Annotated in this window: 10 protein-coding genes and 1 other RNA gene; 8 read left to right on the top strand and 3 right to left on the bottom strand. The window is 70.7% G+C overall.

Annotated features, from left to right (window positions below; genetic code table 11):
* Positions 1-152: 152 nt before the first annotated feature.
* The 3 genes from LMI96_RS11800 to LMI96_RS11790 are packed head-to-tail and all read right to left on the bottom strand — an operon-like array spanning position 153 to position 4,787.
* The gene (locus LMI96_RS11800) at positions 153-2,561 is read right to left on the bottom strand and encodes a DUF3488 and DUF4129 domain-containing transglutaminase family protein (RefSeq protein WP_228361607.1); all 2,409 of its coding nucleotides are present in this window, start codon (positions 2,559-2,561) and stop codon (positions 153-155) included.
* Positions 2,548-3,777 carry a DUF58 domain-containing protein gene (locus tag LMI96_RS11795; RefSeq protein ID WP_228361606.1) on the bottom strand — a complete coding sequence of 410 codons (1,230 nt, stop codon included), beginning with the start codon at positions 3,775-3,777 and terminating at the stop codon, positions 2,548-2,550. Before LMI96_RS11795 ends, LMI96_RS11800 begins: the two co-directional genes overlap by 14 nt.
* A gap of 5 nt (positions 3,778-3,782) precedes the next feature.
* Positions 3,783-4,787: a MoxR family ATPase gene (locus tag LMI96_RS11790; protein WP_223722808.1), complete on the bottom strand. Its 1,005-nt coding sequence runs from the start codon at positions 4,785-4,787 to the stop codon at positions 3,783-3,785.
* A gap of 99 nt (positions 4,788-4,886) precedes the next feature.
* Between LMI96_RS11790 and ffs the strand changes: the two genes are divergently transcribed.
* From ffs to recR, 8 genes are all read left to right on the top strand, one after another.
* An RNA gene (gene ffs, locus LMI96_RS11785) (signal recognition particle sRNA small type) lies at positions 4,887-4,983 on the top strand.
* 105 nt (positions 4,984-5,088) lie between these two features.
* Complete coding sequence (locus LMI96_RS11780) at positions 5,089-5,247, top strand: hypothetical protein (RefSeq protein ID WP_228361605.1); 159 nt, start codon at positions 5,089-5,091, stop codon at positions 5,245-5,247.
* Between the two features lie 89 nt (positions 5,248-5,336).
* Positions 5,337-7,487 carry a phosphate acetyltransferase gene (gene pta, locus LMI96_RS11775; protein WP_228361604.1) on the top strand — a complete coding sequence of 717 codons (2,151 nt, stop codon included), beginning with the start codon at positions 5,337-5,339 and terminating at the stop codon, positions 7,485-7,487.
* Positions 7,484-8,704, top strand: coding sequence for an acetate/propionate family kinase (locus tag LMI96_RS11770; protein ID WP_228361603.1), 1,221 nt, complete (start codon positions 7,484-7,486; stop codon positions 8,702-8,704). The genes pta and LMI96_RS11770 overlap by 4 nt, the downstream gene beginning before the upstream one ends.
* Before the next feature lie 114 nt (positions 8,705-8,818).
* Entirely contained in the window at positions 8,819-9,544 is a 726-nt protein-coding gene (locus tag LMI96_RS11765) for an HAD family phosphatase (protein WP_223722812.1), read from the top strand.
* A gap of 59 nt (positions 9,545-9,603) precedes the next feature.
* Positions 9,604-12,129 (top strand): glycoside hydrolase family 65 protein, encoded by a 2,526-nt coding sequence (locus tag LMI96_RS11760; protein WP_223722813.1) that lies wholly within the window; start codon positions 9,604-9,606, stop codon positions 12,127-12,129.
* A gap of 77 nt (positions 12,130-12,206) precedes the next feature.
* Complete coding sequence (locus tag LMI96_RS11755) at positions 12,207-14,444, top strand: DNA polymerase III subunit gamma and tau (RefSeq protein ID WP_228361602.1); 2,238 nt, start codon at positions 12,207-12,209, stop codon at positions 14,442-14,444.
* A complete protein-coding gene (gene recR, locus LMI96_RS11750; RefSeq protein ID WP_223722815.1) occupies positions 14,444-15,037 on the top strand; it encodes a recombination mediator RecR in 594 nt (197 codons plus the stop codon). The genes LMI96_RS11755 and recR overlap by 1 nt, the downstream gene beginning before the upstream one ends.
* Positions 15,038-15,081 lie beyond the last annotated feature (44 nt).

Raw genomic sequence — 15,081 nt, 5'->3', positions numbered from 1 at the left:
GGCCCTGGCGCTCACGTGTCGCAATCGGCCGCCCCCAGCGACGGATCGCGACACGTGAACGGCGGGGATCTGCGCTCACGTGTTGCAATCGGGCACCGCGAGCGGCAGATCGCGACACGTGAGCGAGGGGGCGAGGCCGCGCGGGCGGCTTCCTAGCGGGTGGGCGTCGGCGACGCGCCACCGGCGGACGCGCTGCCGGGACGGACCACGAGCGAACGCGGCGCGATCACCGCGAGGCCGCGCCGGAGCGGCGACGCGTGCGCGCGCAGACCGGCCGTGACCGCGGCGAGGGCCGCGGCGAGCGGCCCGCCGCGGCGCGAGGGTGGGCCGGCAGGAGGGAGCCCGCCGCGGCGCGAGGGTGGGCCGGCAGGCGGGAGCCTGTCGCCACCCGTGGGTGAGCGGTCGGGCCCGCCGGCGGTCAGGTCATCGGCGCCATCCCCACGTGGGAGGTCGGCGCCGCTGGCGGGCACCGCATCCGCGGGCGCGTAGCTCGCCTGCTCCACCGCAGCGACGAGCAGGTGGACCGCATCCGCATCCGCTCCATGACTGCCGACCAGGCGTGCGCCGAACGCGCGCGGCGATTCGCTCGGCGGCACGGGGATCCCGAGGTCGATGGCCGCGCTCTGCACGGCGCTCCACGCGGCCACCGCGTCGCCTGCGCGCGCGGCGACACGCTGACGGGTGCGACGCAGCGCGCGCGCGAGCGCCGGCAGAAGGAGGAGAACGATCGCCAGAACGACGATGCCCGTGCCCGGCCAGAGTGCTCCGAGCGAGAACCCGGTGCCCGAGGCGCCCGCGGCGGGGGTGTCGGGGGTGTCGGGTCGGGTCGTCGGCGCGGCGGATGCGGTGGGCGACGGCGCGGACGTCGGGGCGGGCGTGTTGAGTGGATCGGTCGACGAGGTGCCGCCGCTCGCGAACACCGGTGGCGCTCCCAGGCTGTTCGTCGGCTCGAATGCGACCCACCCGATTCCCTCGAAGTACACCTCCGGCCAGGCATGCAGCAGGTCGCTCGTGACCGAGTAGACCGTCTCGTCGTCGACCGTGTCGGATGTCGCCCGCCCCGGCAGGTACCCGATCACGATGCGGGTCGGCATCCCGAGGGAACGCGCCATCACCGCGAAGGCCGATGCGTAGTGCACGCAGTACCCCTCACGCGTGATCAGGAACTGCTCGAGCGCTTCAACGCCCTCCCCGTCGAAACCGTCTTCGACGGGAGCATCGAGCGAGTACGAGAACTCCGACGAACGGAACCAGGTCTGCAGCGCGGCGACCGCGTCGTAGTCCGTCGAGGTCCCCTCCGTCACCTGCCGGGCAAGGTCCGTGACGAGCGCGGGCGTCTCGGTCGGGATGTCGGAGTACGCGGCCGGGACGTCCGACCCGCGCGAGGCCGCTGCGCGGATCTGCGGCAGCGTGGGGCGCGGCACCTCGGTCGAGACGGTGTAGTCCTGCCCGGAGGAATCCGTACCGAGTCCGATGACGGTGCGGTTCTCCGCCACGACACCCCACTCGCCGGTGAGGCCCTCGATCGAGGTCGCCGGGAACGGCACTGGCAGGTAAGGCGTGTTCAACTGCGAGACCTCGACGCGGACCTCGTCCTCGTCGCGGAGGATGTCGGACGCGGCGACGAGCGGACCGAAGCCGTCGCCCCCGGCGAGGGGCTCGGACGCGGGGTCATCGGGCTCCCACACGTCGCCGGCGAACGTCGAAAGGGTCACGGCGCGGAGGTACGGAGCAACGGCGTCAGAGGTGCGCACGCGCAGCACCTCGACGGGATTCGGCCGCCGGAGGTCCTCGCCGAGGCTGAGGGTCGGGTCGATTCCCGACGCCCCTCCCGAGCCCCACACGCCGGAGCGGTCCGCCGGCGCGGGCAGGAGCGGGGTGACCACGACGGCGACCATGACCGCCGCCACCCCGATCACGGCCGCGGTGACCGAGGCGCCCGGCGACCGAGGTGCGCGCGTCGCCGCGGGCACGCGGGTGCGCGTCTCGGTGCGGAGGAGGAACAGGATGCTGAGCCCGAGCAGGGCGAAGGTGCCGACGTCCATGGGAGCGGGCACGGCGATCGCGGGCACGAGCGCGACCGAGACGAGGGCGACGGCGGCGAGCAGCGGCATCCGCGTCGTGATGACCACGTGATCGAGGACGATGGCCAGAAGGCTCACGGCCGCCACCATGAAGAACTCCATGGACGGCGAGGGGGCGAGCGGGGCGACCCCCACCGAGATCTCCTGCCCGGTGGCCGCGATCGCATCGCCGACCGCACGGATCGTGTTCGGCGACGGCACGACGAAGAACCACGCGCCGGCCCGGAAGAACCCGGCGGTCAGGGCGACGACCCAGATCGCGAGCTGCACGATCGTCACCCCGATCGCCGGGGTGCGGATGCGGCGCAGCAGCGCACCGATCGCAAGGATCGCGGCCGCGAGCGCGAAGGCCCCCACCGTCCAGGCTCCCGGGGAGACGACGCGAAGCACCGGAAGGGTGGTCGCGAAGAGAGCCACGAGGACGCCCAGAGCGAGGGTGACGGTGCCGCCTCGGCGCGCCCGCTCAGGCCGGGACATGACCGCCCCTGCCCGCGCCCCGCCACGACTGCGCGAGATCCTCGCCGAGCTCGGCGGCCGCCCACCCGTGCGCGGCCGTGAAAGCGCCGGATTCAGGGGCGGTGGCGAGCAGTAGCGGGAACGAGCTGTGGTGCGCGACGGCGGCGAGCGGTACCGCATCCGCCGCGGTGAGTCTTCCGGTCACGAGCACGAGCGGCCCGGTCGTCGCGCCCGCGAACAGGTCGACGATGGCGGGCAGGCGGTCGTCGGTGCGCGCCGTCACCGTGGCGAGTGCGAGCAGGGCGTCGTCGAGGGCGATCGAGTCCGCGGACTCGACGCGCCGGCAGAGCGGCATTCCGTCCGGTTCGATCACATCGACCGCGTAGCCGTCGTGCACGAGCCTCACGAGGGCAGAGGCGCAGAGCGTCACGGCACGCTCGAAGGTCGGATCGGCGCCCGGATGCTCCATCGCCACCGGCGACCACCGCGACGACGCCCGGTCCAGCACGATGGTCGCTTCGGGGGAGGTCTCCTGCTCCTCCTGCCGCACCATCAGTTGGTCGCGGTGTGCGGAGGCGCGCCAGTGGATGCGGCGCATCGAGTCGCCCGGGGCGTACGGCCGCGCGACGACATCGTCGGCTCCCTGGCCGAGACGGTTCACGGGCGAGGCCACGGCGCCGCCGGCGCGCCCCACCAACCCGGGCAGGGTGGGCAGATCGATGACGGCCGGCGTCACGACCAGGCGGGTCGGCTCGCCGAGAGACACGGTGCGGCGGGCGATGCCGAACGGGTCTGCCGTCGACAGCCACAGCGGCCCGAGCCAGTGGATCCCGCGGCGCTGCACGACGGCCGTGTAGTCGAACGCGGCCGAGCGGTCGCCGCGGCTGAGGCCCGACGCCAACGCGGGGAAGGCGCCGGTCGCGGGGCCGTCGACGCCGCTCGGAAGCTCATCGCGCCAACGTCCGCCGAGCGACGGCGCCCCGCCGCGCAGCGCCACCTGCACCCTCACGCGGACCTCCGTGCCGACGACGGGCGATGCAGGGTCGAACGTGCGGGCGACATCGGCCCGGCTCCGTGATGCGAGGACGGCGACGAGCGACCCGGCGATGAGGGCGACCAGCAGGACGCCCAGCCAGACGAGTTCGACGAGCCCGAGCTGCGGGGCGAGTAACCCGCACGCGAGCGCCAGTACGAGCGCACTCGTCCCGCGCAGGGTCAGGGGCCAGCTGCGCCACATCGGGGTCAGGTCCGCGCGGCGAGCGGGACCCGCACCGAGCCGACGATCTGATCGAGCACCGCGGGTACGCCCCGGGAGTCGCCGCGGGCGCCGCTCGACCGGTGCGGGATCAGGCGGTGCGCGAACACCGGGCCGATCAGCGCGGCGACGTCGTCGGGGATGACGAACGCGCGGCCGTCGAGCGCGGCCCACACCTTCGCGGCGCGCACGAGCTGCAGCGTCGCGCGCGGGCTCGCGCCCAATCGCAGGTCGGGGTGCACACGGGTGGCGTGTGCGAGAGCGACCGCGTATTCCTCGACCGCGGGCGACACGTGGATGCGGCGCGCCCAGGCGATGAGATCCTGCACCCCGCGGGCGGTGACGACGGGGGTGATGGCCTCGAGAGGGTTGGTCTGCTCGCGCTGGCGCAGCATCAGCACCTCGGCGGCCGCATCCGGATACCCCATGGAGATGCGCATCATGAACCGGTCCCGCTGCGCTTCGGGGAGGGCGTACGTGCCCTCCATGTCGAGCGGGTTCTGCGTCGCGACGACGAGGAACGGGTCGGGCAGGTGGTGCGTGCGGCCATCGACCGTGACCTGGCGCTCTTCCATCGCTTCGAGCAGCGCCGACTGCGTCTTCGGCGAGGAACGATTGATCTCGTCGGCGATCACGACGTGCGCGAACACCGCGCCCGCTTTGAACTCGAACTCCCGCTCGACCGGATCGAACACCGAGATGCCGGTCACGTCTCCCGGCAGCAGATCGGGGGTGAACTGGATGCGGCGGACGGTGCCGTCGATCGTCGCCGCGAGCGCACGGGCCAGCATCGTCTTGCCGACCCCCGGTACGTCCTCGATCAGCAGATGCCCCTCCGCAAGAAGAGCGACGAGAGCGGCGCGCACCGCGGCGGGCTTGCCGTCGATCACGGTTGCGACGCTTCGGCCGATGGCTCTCGTGATGCGAGCGAAGGACTCCGCGGAGGCCGTCACGTCAGCGTGCGGGTCCGGAACCGTGCGGGTGTCGGTCATGCCAGGCCTTCCAGGTCGGCGAACCCTCCGATCGTAAGCCCCGGCCACGGGGGCCTGGCCCGAGGATTCGCCGAGAACCGCGGCGGGGCTTAGACTGGGATCAGCTCTCCGCGAGGCGGCATCCAGGCCAAATCCCCCAGGACGGAAACGTAGCAAGGGTAACCGGGCTCTGCCGGGTTCGCGGAGAGTCTTTTCTTTTCCCGGGCGGTGCGCAGCGCTCGTCCCCGCGGTCCGGGTGCCAGCGAATCGGTCCGGTGTCAAGCGCTCGACGGCGGTGTCGGTCGCTCGCGACGATGGTCACATGCCTGCACTCGCTCTCATCCTTCTCGTCATCGGCATCGTCCTCCTGCTCCTCGGAGTCTTCGTGGAAGCGGTGAAGTTCCTGCTCTGGGTGGGCCTGGTGATCGTGATCATCGCGATCATCGCCTGGCTGCTGCGCGTCATCCGTCGCCAGACCTGAGCCGCGGGTCGGACCGTGCCGGGGGCGCGGCAGTTATTCACGTCCGCGCTCCCTGGTCGGTCATAGCAACGGCGACCTAGGGTGGAACCGTGGCGCACAGCATCCTCATCACGTCCGCCGAAGGTCATTCGGGTAAATCCACTATCGCTCTCGGCGTTCTCGAGGAGATGAGTCGAGCGACCCCACGGGTCGGGGTGTTCCGCCCCGTGGCGCGGTCGACCGACGAGCCCGACTACGTGCTCGAGATGCTTCTCGGCCACGACGGTGTCGACCTCACGTACGACGAATGCATCGGCGTCACGTACGACGACATGCACGCCGATCCGGATGCGGCGCTCGCCCGCATCGTCGAACGGTTCAAGACCGTCGAGGCGAAGTGCGACGCCGTGGTGATCCTCGGCAGCGACTACACGGATGTCGGCAGCCCGGCCGAGCTCGGCTACAACGCTCGCGTCGCCGCGAACCTCGGCGCACCGGTTGTGCTGGTGCTCGGTGGGCGCGCGCAGCAGGGCCAGAGCGAACAACTCGGGGCCAGCGAGCCGCGGACGCCCGCAGAGATGGGCCAGATCGCGACCCTCGCGCTCGCGGAACTCCGCGCGGCGCGCGCCGAACTCCTCGCGATCGTCGCGAACCGTGTGGACCCGGACTCCGCAGAGGGGGCCATCTCCGCCATCCGCGACGCTCTCGCGCACAGCGGCGCGACCGATGTGCCCGTGTGGGCGCTCCCGGAAGACCGATTTCTCGTGGCGCCGTCGGTCCGCAGCGTCATGCTCTCGGTCGAGGGGGTCCTGCTGAAGGGCGATCCCGAGCTACTCACCCGCGAGGTGCTCGGGGTGGTCGTGGCCGGCATGTCGATAGTGAACGTCCTGCCGCGCCTGGATGAGAGCGCGGTCGTGATCATCCCGGCCGACCGCACCGAAGTGCTGCTCGCGACTCTGCTCGCCCACTCGTCGGGCACCTTCCCCTCGCTTGCCGGTGTCGTGCTGAACGGGCCGTTCCCGCTGCCCGAGGACATCGACCGGCTGATCGACGGACTCGGCTCGAACCTGCCGATCATCACCACCGATCGCTCGACCTACGACACGGCCGTCCGCATCATGAACACCCGCGGCCGGCTCGCGGCCGATTCGCCGCGCGGGTACGACACGGCGCTGACGCTGTTCGAGAAGCACGTGGACGCCGCAGAGCTCACCCGCCGCCTCGGGCTCGCGCGCCCCTCCGTCGTGACGCCGCTGATGTTCGAGTACGGCCTGGTCGAGCGCGCGCGCTCCGACCGCCGCCGCATCGTGCTGCCCGAGGGCGACGACGACCGGATCCTCCGCGCGGCGGCCACCGTGCTCGCCCGGGGCATCGCTGACCTCGTCATCCTGGGCGAGGAGATCGAGGTGCGCGGCCGCGCGCTCGAGCTCGGCCTGGACCTCTCGGGTGCCGAGGTCATCAGCCCCTTCGACGCGGTGCTCGGTGCCCGGTTCGCCGAGGAATACACGCGTCTGCGCGCCCACAAGGGCATGACGCTCGAGCGCGCCGCCGACACGATCAGCGACCCTTCCTACTTCGGCACGCTGATGGTGCACCTGGGCCTCGCCGACGGCATGGTCTCGGGCGCTGCGAACACGACGGCGCACACCATCCGTCCCGCGTTCGAAATCATCAAGACGCAGCCCGGCGTCTCCGTCGTCTCGAGCGTGTTCCTGATGGCGCTCGCCGACCGGGTGCTCGTCTACGGCGACTGCGCCGTGATCCCCGACCCGACGTCGGCTCAGCTCGCCGACATCGCGATCTCGTCGGCGGCGACCGCCGGTCGCTTCGGCATCGACCCGAGGGTCGCGATGCTGTCGTACTCGACGGGCGAGTCCGGATCGGGCGCCGACGTCGAGAAGGTGCGCGAAGCGACCCGCCTCGTGCGCGAGCGCGCTCCCGAGCTGCCGGTCGAAGGGCCCATCCAGTACGACGCGGCGACGGATGCAGCGGTCGCCTCGAAGAAGATGCCGGGTTCCGCGGTCGCCGGGCGCGCGACGGTGTTCGTTTTCCCCGATCTGAACACCGGCAACAATACGTATAAGGCTGTGCAGCGCTCTGCCGGCGCGGTCGCCATCGGCCCGGTGCTGCAGGGCCTCAACAAACCCATCAACGACCTTTCGCGGGGTGCTCTCGTGGGCGACATCGTCAACACGATCACGATCACCGCGATCCAAGCTCAGGGTGACGTCGTCGCCGACATCGAAGGAGTTCTCTTGTGAGTGTCGTACTGGTCGTCAACAGCGGGTCGTCCTCGTTCAAGTACCAGCTCCTGGAGCTCGACACCGAGCGCGTGCTCGCGAGCGGGCTCGTCGAGCGGATCGGCGAGGAGAACGGCCGCGTGATCCACAAGGTCGCGCTCACGGCCCCCGAGAGCACGGCGACGAACGCCGAGTACACGCGTGAGCTGCCCATCCCGGATCACACCGCAGGGTTCCGCGAGATGCTGTCCGCTTTCGCGGAGTACGGTCCCTCGCTGCAGGAGAACGCTCCCATCGCGGTGGGACACCGGGTCGTGCACGGCGGCGCCCGATTCTTCGAGCCGACGCTCGTCACCCCGCTCGTCGAGATCAACATCGACGAGCTCGCCGTCCTCGCTCCGCTCCACAACCCGGGCGCCCTCCAAGGGATCCGAGCCGCGAAGGACGCGTTCGGCGATCTGCCGCACGTCGCCGTGTTCGACACGGCATTCCACCAGTCCCTCTCGCCCGCGGCGTACACGTACGCGATCGACAAGGAACTCGCCGAGGCGCACCGCATCCGCCGCTACGGCTTCCACGGCACCTCGCACAAGTTCGTGAGCGAGGCCGCGGCCGCGTTCCTCGAGCGTCCGCTCGGCGAGCTGAAGCAGCTGATCTTCCACCTCGGCAACGGGGCATCCGTCACCGCCGTCGACGGCGGCCGTTCGGTCGAGACCTCGATGGGGCTCACCCCTCTCGAGGGACTCGTGATGGGAACGCGATCGGGCGATCTCGACCCGGCCGTGATCTTCCATCTCGCCCGCCGCGGGGGGCTCTCCATCAATGAGCTCGACGAACTGCTCAACAAGAAGAGCGGCATCCTCGGGCTCACGGGCGCCGCCGACATGCGCGACGTCGAGGATCGCGTCGAGGCGGGCGAGCCGGAGGCGGTCGCCGCGTTCGACGTGTACCTGCACCGGCTGCGCGCGTATGCGGGCGCCTACATCGCCCAGCTCGGCGGTGTCGATGTCATCTCCTTCACGGCGGGCGTCGGCGAGAACTCGCCGCTGGTGCGCGCGGGTGCGCTCGCGACCCTCGGCTTCCTCGGCGTGCAGATCGACGCGGAACGCAACGAGACCCGCGCCCGCGGCATCCGGGTCATCTCCACCGACGACTCTGCCGTGACGGTGCTCGTCGTTCCGACGAACGAAGAGCTCGAGATCGCGCGGCAGACGCTCGCCGTGGTCGAATCCCTCTGAGGCGACACTGTCGATAACGGCGCGTCTGGGGGCCTCGCCATCGCGTGGCGGCCCGATACCGCCGCGTAACCTGCGGCCAGTACGCTTTCTGGCACCCGATCCTTTGGAGACGTCGTGACAGACCTGCCCGATCTCGCCCGCTTCGACGGCGTGCTCTTCGATCTCGACGGCGTGCTGACGCCGACGGCGGAGGTGCACATGCACGCGTGGCAGACGATGTTCGAAGAGCTGTTCGCGGCGTGGGAGATCACCCCGCCCTACTCTGAGAGCGACTACTTCGAGTACCTCGACGGCAAGAAGCGCTACGACGGCGTGGCGAGCCTGCTGCGCTCGCGCGATGTCGAGGTGCCGTGGGGCGACCCGTCCGACTCGCCCGCCCTCGACACGATCTGCGGCATCGGCAACCGCAAGAACGAGGTCTTCGCTCGCGTGCTTCGCGCGGAGGGGATCGCCCCCTACCCCGGCTCGCTCGCGCTCCTCGACGCCCTCATCGCGAAGGGCGTGCCCGTGGCGGTGGTGTCGAGTTCGAAGAACGCCGAGGAAGTGCTGACCGCCGCCGGCATCCGCGACCGATTCGACGTCGTCATGGACGGGGTCATCGCCGAACGCGACGGCCTCGCCTCCAAGCCCGCCCCGGACGTGTTCGTCGAAGGCGCGCGGATGCTGGGCGTCGACCCGGCCCGGAGTGCCGCGGTCGAAGACGCCACGAGCGGTGCGCGTTCCGCATCCGCGGGCGGTTTCTCGCTCGTCGTGGGCGTGGATCGCGGCGTCGGCGCGGACGCGCTCCGTGCCGCCGGTGCCGACGTTGTCGTCGACGACCTGTCCGCGTTCGTAGACTGAACCGTCGCGCGAGCGTCGCCCCGAACTCCCCGCCCGACATCCCTGCGGAAGGCGCCCCCATGATGGATCGAGACCGTTTCCCGGTCGACCCTTGGCGACTCATCGAACGATCGTTCGACGTCGACAACACGGGCGTCACCGAGACCCTCTTCACGGTGGCGAACGGCTACCTGGGTCTGCGCGGTAATCACCCGGAGGGCCGGTTCGCGCACGAGCAGGGCACCTTCATCAACGGGTTCCATGAGACGTTCCCGATCCGTCACGCGGAGCAGGCCTACGGCTTCGCGGAGGTCGGCCAGACCATCATCAACGCACCCGACGCGAAGGTCATGCGCGTCTACGTCGATGACGAGCCCCTCTCGTTCGATGTCGCCGACCTCCTGCAGTACGAGCGCACGCTCGACATGCGCGACGGAGTGCTGCGCCGCGATCTGCTGTGGCGCACCCCGTCGGGCAAAGAGGTGCGGATCAACTACGAGCGGATGGTGTCGTTCGAGGAGAAGCACCTCGCGATCATGAACCTCGAGGTCACGGTCGAGAACGCCGACGCTCCCGTCACGGTGAGCTGCCAGCTCATCAACCGGCAGGACGGCGAGGACGTCTACGGCGGTCGCCCCCGCGGGGCGACGAAGGCCGGGTTCGACCCGCGCAAGACCGAGAAGCTCAACGAGCGCGTGCTGCAGCCGCGCGAGCACTGGCAGGACGGCGAGCGGTCGGTGCTCAGCTACGAGGTGACCGAATCCGGCATGACGCTCGCCGTCGCCGCCGATCACCTCATTGTCACCGACAACGAGTACACCGCGCGCACTCTCGTGCAGCCCGACATCGCGAAGAACGTGTTCCGGGTGCAGGCCAAGGCCGGTGTCCCGATCCGCATCACGAAGCTGGTCAGCTACCACACCTCGCGCGGCGTGCCCGCGGAGGAACTGGTCGATCGCTGCCGTCGCACGCTCGACCGCGCCCGCAGCGAGGGTGTCTCGGTGCAGTTCGAGAAGCAGCGCTTCTGGCTCGACGGGTTCTGGGAGCGCTCGGACGTGCGGATCGCCGGCCACGACGACCTGCAGCAGGCGACGCGCTGGTGCCTGTTCCAGCTCGCGCAGGCCACGGCCCGCGCCGACGGCCAGGGCGTTCCGGCGAAGGGCCTGTCGGGCTCGGGGTACAGCGGCCACTACTTCTGGGACACCGAGATCTACGTGCTCCCGTTTCTCGCGTACACGACGCCGCAGTGGGCCCGCAACGCGCTCCGGATGCGGGTGCACATGCTGCCCGCGGCACGCAAGCGCGCCTTCCAGCTCAACGAGGTCGGGGCACTGTTCCCGTGGCGGACGATCAACGGCGAGGAGGCGTCTGCGTACTACGCGGCCGGCACCGCGCAGTACCACATCAACGCCGACGTGAGCTTCGCGCTGGCGAAGTACGTGCGCGCCACGGGCGACGTCGAGTTCCTCTACCGCGAGGCCGTGGACATCGCGGTCGAGACGGCGCGGCTGTGGACGACCCTCGGATTCTGGCGCGATGAGATGGATGGCGAGGACTCGTTCCACATCCACGGCGTCACGGGCCCCGACGAGTACACGACGGTCGTCAACGACAACCTGTTCACGAACGTCATGGCCCGGTTCAACCTGCGCTTCGCCGCGCGAACGGTGCGCGAGATGGAGTTCGACGCGCCCGAGGCGTACCGCCACATGGTCGATCGGTTGGGGCTCGACCCCGACGAGCCGGACGTCTGGGAGCGCGCCGCCGACGCGATGCACATCCCGTTCAGCCCGGCGCTCGGCATCCATCCCCAGGATGCGGTGTTCCTCGAGCGCGAGGTCTGGGACCTGGAGCACACCCCCGCCGCGCAGCGTCCGCTGCTCCTGCACTTCCACCCCCTCGTCATCTACCGCTACCAGGTGCTCAAGCAGGCCGACGTGGTGCTCGCGCTGTTCCTGCAGGGAAACCACTTCAGCGACGAGGAGAAGCTCGCCGACTTCCAGTACTACGACCCGCTGACCACGGGAGATTCGACCCTGTCGGGCGTCGTGCAGTCGATTCTCGCGGCCGAGGTCGGGTATCAGGATCTGGCGTTGGAGTACTTCCTCGACTCGATCTACGTCGACCTCGCGGACCTGCACCACAACGCCGCCGACGGCGTGCACGTAGCCTCGGCCGGAGGTGTCTGGACGTCGCTCGTCAGCGGGTTCGGCGGCATGCGCGACCACTTCGGCGAGCTGACCTTCGACCCGCGCCTGCCCGAGTCGTGGCCGGAACTGTCGTATCCGCTGGCCTGGCACGACACCCGCCTGAACATCACGCTCCGCCGCGACGAGATGATCGTCCGCGCCGACACCGGCGGCGAACCGGTGTCGTTCTCGGTGCGGGGCGTGCCGTACACGGTCGATGGCGGCGATGAGATCGTCGTGCCGCTCGCGACGCAGGGGCCCGTGCGGGCCGGACGACCGACTCTCCGCATGTTCGCGGACGTCCGTCGCGAGGACGGCACGCTGCTGTCTGCCTCCGTGCCGAGTCTCACCTCCTCGATGCCGATCATCACCACACCGAACGCCGTCGTCGATCCGGAAGCCTCGGTCGACGCGTGATCACGATGGGCGGCGCCCGTGCGGAGCGCCGCCCATCGGGCCGTCCCGATGTCGGGGGCACGGCTTAGGCTGTGGGGGTGACCACCGCCCTTTATCGCCGCTACCGGCCCGAGTCCTTCGGCGAGATGATCGGTCAGACGCAGGTCACCGATCCGCTCATGACGGCCCTTCGCGGTGACCGCATCGGCCACGCGTACCTGTTCTCCGGTCCGCGCGGATGCGGCAAGACCACCTCGGCCCGCATCCTCGCCCGCTGCCTCAACTGCGCGGCCGGACCGACCGACACCCCGTGCGGCACCTGCGACAGCTGCGTCGAGCTCGGTCGCGGCGGCGGGGGCTCGCTCGATGTGGTCGAGATCGATGCCGCCAGCCACAATGGCGTCGACGACGCCCGCGACCTGCGCGAACGCGCGATCTTCGCTCCCGCCCGCGACCGGTTCAAGATCTTCATCCTCGACGAGGCGCACATGGTGACGCCGCAGGGGTTCAACGCCCTGCTCAAGCTCGTCGAAGAGCCGCCCGCGCACGTGAAGTTCATCTTCGCCACGACCGAGCCCGAGAAGGTCATCGGCACGATCCGCTCGCGCACCCACCATTACCCGTTCCGGCTCGTGCCGCCCGCGGCGATGCTGGAGTACGTCCAGACGATGTGCGAGACCGAGGGCGTCACGGTCGAGCCCGGTGTCCTCCCGCTCGTCGTGCGTGCCGGCGGCGGGTCGCCGCGCGACACCCTGTCTCTGCTCGACCAGCTGATCGCCGGGTCGGAGAATTCTGCCGTCAGCTACGAACGCGCGGTCGCCCTCCTCGGCTACACCCACGCCGAGCTCCTGGATGAGGTCGTCGAGGCGTTCGGCGCGAAAGACGCCGGAGCCGCCTTCGCCACCGTCGACCGGGTCGTTCAGACCGGGCAGGATCCGCGTCGGTTCGTCGAAGACCTCCTGGAACGGTTGCGCGATCTGATCGTGATCGCCGCGACCGGCCAGGGCGCGTCGGCCGTGCTGCGCGGCATCCCCGCCGACGATCTCGAGCGCATGGCGCGTCAGGCGACGATGGTCGGTACCATCCGGCTGTCTCGCACCGCCGACATCGTCATCGCCGCCCTCGACGAGATGACCGGGGCGACGTCGCCGCGATTGCAGCTCGAACTCATGGTCGCGCGTGTGCTCGCGCACACGGCGCCGGCCGCCGAACCCCTGGCAGTGGCGGCTCCCGCCGTGCCGACCCGTGCGGTTCCGGCTCCGGCCGCTCCTGTTGCGGCTGCCCCGGCGGCGGTTGCGCCGGCTTCGGTTGCCCCTCCGGCCGCGTCGGCTCCGCCTCCGCCTCCCGCAGCGGCTGCTCCCGCGGAGCGCGTGCCCGAGAATTCCACCGCTCCCGCGGCCGCCGCCGAGGCGCCCGCGACGCCGGCGGAGGCCCCCGCATCCGCCGACATCCCCGCGGGTCCGATCACGACGCAGCGGATGCGCGACGCGTGGCCCGAGGTGCTCGCGCGCCTCGAGACGATCAGCCGTTCGTCGTGGCTCATCGCGACGGTGGCTCGGGTGGCCGCTCTCGACGGCGACATCCTTACGCTGACTTTCCAGAGCCAGGGCGACGTGGCGGCGTTCAAGAAGCGCACCGCGGGGTCCGGCCCGAGCGAAGACCTTCGTCAGGCCATCCAGGGTGTGCTCGGTATCCGCGTGAAGTACATCGCCCGTCACGACTCCGACGAGCCCGGCGGCGACGGGCCGGGTGCGCCCCCGGCGGCCCCCGACGTGCCGCCGACCGGAGGGCGCGAGCCGAACCGTGCGGCGGATGCGGCGCCGCAGGCGAGCGCCCCGCGCACATCGCCCGCGGCCGCGCCACGCTCGTCCGCCCCCGTCACCGAGTGGGCAGTCGCCTCCATCCCGACGGATGCCCCCGTCGAGCCTTCCGCGCCGGCCGGGTCCGCATCGCGGGCCGCGGCGTCCTCTCCGCGGACGACGATCGCCGCTCCCCGCCCCGAGGTCATCCGAGAGGCGCCCGCGCAGTTCCCGGTCGACGACGAGCCCGAAGATGCCGCATCCGTCGCTGCGGGCGCCGCGGTAACGCCCGCCCGCGACGGCGTCGTGCTGCCGCCGGCCGAGGTCGCCCCCTCGATCGAACCCGACGAACCCGATGACCCGGCCGACGAAGAGACCTTCCCGATCGATGCACCGGTGCCGCCCGTCATCGCGCCGCCGGTGCGCTCCGCCGCACCGACCGGCGTGCAGCGCTACGGCGAAGCGGTCGTCCGGCAGGTACTGGGCGCGCGGTTCGTGCGTGAAGAGACCTACGAACGCCCGACGAGGCTCGCCTGATGTACGACGGCATCGTCCAGGATCTGATCGACGAGTTCGGGCGCCTGCCCGGCATCGGGCCGAAGTCCGCGCAGCGCATCGCGTTCCACATCCTGCAGACCCCGAACTTCGACGTGCTGCACCTGTCGAAGCTGCTCGGCGAGGTGCGCGACAAGGTGCGCTTCTGCGAAGTGTGCGGAAACGTCTCGGAGCAGGACCGCTGTTCCATCTGCCGCGACCCGCGGCGCAACGAGACCCTGATCTGCGTCGTCGAAGACGCGAAGGACGTCGCGGCGATCGAGCGCACGCGCGAGTTCAAGGGGCTCTACCACGTGCTCGGCGGGTCGATCAGCCCGATCGCCGGCGTCGGTCCTGACGATCTCCGCATCGCCCAGCTCATGCAGCGCCTCGCCGACGGCACGGTGCAAGAGGTCATCCTCGCGACGAACCCGAACCTCGAGGGAGAGGCGACCGCGACGTACCTCAGCCGTCTCCTCACCACGCTCGAGATCCATGTCACGCGGCTCGCGTCCGGGTTGCCGGTCGGCGGCGACCTCGAGTACGCCGACGAAGTGACGCTCGGCCGGGCGTTCGAGGGCCGCCGCACCGTCTGACACATGGCCGGCTCGGAATGAGAGCTTGCCTAAGATGGGGCGTT

Origin of the sequence: Microbacterium sp. cx-59, from assembly GCF_020805625.1 — a bacterium.
Classification (GTDB): domain Bacteria; phylum Actinomycetota; class Actinomycetes; order Actinomycetales; family Microbacteriaceae; genus Microbacterium.
This window is presented reverse-complemented; position numbering and strand designations above follow the sequence as displayed.